The sequence below is a fragment of the Bradyrhizobium sp. 197 genome, from assembly GCF_023073375.1.
In the GTDB taxonomy this organism is placed as follows: domain Bacteria; phylum Pseudomonadota; class Alphaproteobacteria; order Rhizobiales; family Xanthobacteraceae; genus Bradyrhizobium.
On record NZ_JADPJJ010000018.1, the window covers coordinates 1 to 3,288 of the forward strand.

Consider the following 3,288-nt stretch of genomic DNA (forward strand, 5'->3'; position numbering starts at 1 on the left):
TCATGGATGATCTGTTGCGGGAGTTTTTGACGGAAACCGGCGAGAGCCTGGACACGGTGGACAATCAGCTTGTGAAGTTCGAGCAGGAGCCGAACAACGCCAAGATCCTGGATAACATCTTCCGCCTGGTCCACACCATCAAGGGCACCTGCGGCTTCCTCGGATTGCCGCGCCTGGAAGCGCTGGCGCATGCCGGCGAGACGCTGATGGGCAAATTCCGTGACGGCATGCCGGTGACCGGGCAGGCGGTGACGGTGATCCTGTCCTCGATCGACCGCATCAAGGAAATTTTGGCCGGGCTCGAGGCGACCGAAGCCGAGCCCGAGGGCACCGACCGCGACCTGATCGACAAGCTGGAAGCGATGGTCGAGCACGGCATGGCCGGAGGTGTCGCTGCTGCTCCCGTGGCCGAAGCGCCGCCGCTGGCGCCGGAAGCACCTGTCGCCGTTGAAGCCGCGCCGACCTCCGGTGCGCTGGCCGACCAGACCCTGGAGCGGCCGCTGCGTCTGGGCGAAGTGTCGCTCGACGAGCTCGAGCGCGCCTTCCGCGAGACCGCGATCGAAGCCCCGGCCCCCGCGCCCGTTGCCAAAGCTGAAGTAAAGGCCGCGCCCGCGCCGGCCGCTGAGGCGCCGGCGCCTGTGGCCAAGGAAACGGCCAAGGACACGGCGAAGGACGCCAAGGCAAAGCCCGCCCCGAAGAAGAAGTCGGCGGCCGACGAGACGGCCTCCGAGGGCGACCGCATCGCCAACCAGTCGATCCGCGTCAACGTGGATACGCTGGAGCATCTGATGACCATGGTCTCCGAGCTGGTGCTGACCCGCAACCAGCTGCTGGAGATCTCCCGCCGCAACGAGGACACCGAGTTCAAGGTGCCGTTGCAGCGGCTGTCCAACGTCACCGCCGAGCTGCAGGAAGGCGTCATGAAGACGCGCATGCAGCCGATCGGCAATGCCTGGCAGAAGCTGCCCCGCATCGTCCGCGATCTCTCGGGCGAACTCGGCAAGCAGATCGAGCTGGAGATGCACGGTGCCGACACCGAGCTCGACCGCCAGGTGCTCGACCTGATCAAGGACCCGCTCACCCACATGGTGCGCAACTCCGCCGACCATGGCCTGGAGACCCCGGCCGAGCGTCTCGCCGGCGGCAAGGGCGAGCAGGGCACCATTCGCCTGTCCGCCTATCACGAGGGCGGCCACATCATCATCTGCATCGCCGACAACGGCCGCGGGCTCAACACCGACAGGATCAAGGCCAAGGCGATCTCCTCGGGTCTGGCCACCGAGGCCGAGCTCGAGAAGATGAGCGAAGCCCAGATCCACAAGTTCATCTTCGCCCCGGGCTTCTCCACCGCGGCCGCCATCACCTCGGTGTCGGGACGCGGCGTCGGCATGGACGTGGTGCGCACCAATATCGACCAGATCGGCGGCACCATCGACATCAAGTCGGTGGCCGGCGAAGGCTCCTCCGTCACCATCAAGATCCCGCTGACCTTGGCCATCGTCTCCGCGCTGATCGTGGAGGCCGCCGGCGACCGTTTTGCGATCCCGCAGCTCGCCGTGGTCGAACTGGTCCGTGCCCGCGCCAACTCCGAGCACCGCATCGAGCGCATCAAGGACACCGCGGTCCTCAGGTTGCGCAACAAGCTGCTGCCGCTGATCCACCTCAAGAAGCTGCTCAAGATCGACGACGGCGCCGTCTCCGATCCCGAGAACGGTTTTATCGTGGTGACCCAGGTCGGCAGCCAGACCTTCGGCATCGTCGTCGACGGCGTGTTCCACACCGAAGAAATCGTGGTCAAGCCGATGTCGACGAAGCTGCGTCACATCGACATGTTCTCCGGCAACACCATTTTGGGCGACGGCGCGGTCATCATGATCATCGACCCCAACGGCATTGCCAAGGCGCTCGGCGCCGCCGGCGCCTCGGCCCATGACATGGCCAACGAGAACGGGGCTCACCACATCGGAACGGGCGAGCAGACCACCTCGCTCCTGGTCTTCCGCGCCGGCTCGTCCCAGCCCAAGGCGGTCCCGCTCGGGCTGGTCACGCGCCTGGAGGAGCTGCCCGCCGACAAGATCGAGTTCAGCAACGGCCGCTACATGGTGCAGTACCGCGAGCAGCTGATGCCGCTGGTTGCCATGGAGAGCGTCACCATTGCCAGCCAGGGCGCCCAGCCGATCCTGGTGTTCTCCGACGACGGCCGCTCCATGGGCCTCGTCGTCGACGAGATCATCGACTCGTCGAGGAACGGCTCAACATCGAGGTCGGCGGCTCCAGCCAGGGCATTCTCGGCTCGGCCGTGATCAAGGGCCAGGCCACCGAAGTGATCGACGTCGGCCACTTCCTGCCGATGGCGTTCGCCGACTGGTTCACCCGCAAGGAGATGAAGCCGTCGCTGCACTCGCAGTCGGTGCTGCTGGTCGACGACAGCGCGTTCTTCCGCAACATGCTGGCTCCGGTGCTCAAGGCCGCCGGCTACCGGGTCCGCACCGCGCCGACCGCGCAGGAGGGCCTCGCGGCGCTGCGCGCACAGACCTTCGACGTGGTCCTGACCGACATCGAGATGCCCGACATGAACGGGTTCGAGTTCGCGGAAGTTATCCGCTCCGACAGCAATCTGGGCGCGATGCCGATCATCGGCCTCTCGGCGCTGGTGTCGCCGGCGGCGATCGAGCGCGGCCGTCAGGCCGGCTTCCACGACTATGTCGCCAAGTTCGACCGTCCCGGTCTGATCGCGGCGCTGAAGGAACAGACCGCGGGCGCCGCCGGCGCCTCCGAGCTGAGCCGGGCGGCGGCGTAAGAGCATGATCCGGAAAAGTGTGAAGCGGTTTTCCCTCGCGACAAACCCGGAACGCGTTTGCGCGGAGATCATGCTCCAACAAACCGGCATGGATCAGGAGATACGCACATGACCAGGAAGACCCAGTCCGGCGAAGGCGCCATGGTCGAATACGTCACCGCGATGATCGGCGGCCAGCTGTTCGGCCTGCCGATCTCCCGGGTCCAGGACGTGTTCATGCCCGAGCGCGTCACCCGCGTTCCGTTGTCCTCGCGCGAGATCGCGGGCGTGCTGAACCTGCGCGGCCGCATCGTCACCGTGGTCGACATGCGCGCCCGGCTCGGCCTGCCCAGGCCCGAGGACGGCAAGCCGCCGATGGCGGTCGGCGTCGACCTGCGCGGTGAATCCTACGGCCTGCTGATCGACCAGATCGGCGAGGTGCTGCGGCTTGCCGAAGACAACATGGAAGAAAACCCCGTCAACCTCGATCCCCGCATGGCCAAGCTCGC

Annotated in this window: 1 protein-coding gene and 1 pseudogene; both read left to right on the plus strand. The window is 66.4% G+C overall.

Going from position 1 to position 3,288, the window contains the following annotated elements; translation table 11 throughout:
- Nucleotides 1–2 precede the first annotated feature (2 nt).
- Nucleotides 3–2,800, plus strand: a pseudogene (locus tag IVB27_RS05315) (hybrid sensor histidine kinase/response regulator).
- 108 nt (nt 2,801–2,908) lie between these two features.
- Nucleotides 2,909–3,288 (plus strand): chemotaxis protein CheW (locus tag IVB27_RS05320; RefSeq protein ID WP_247441948.1); only part of this gene is annotated, 380 nt, incomplete at its 3' end.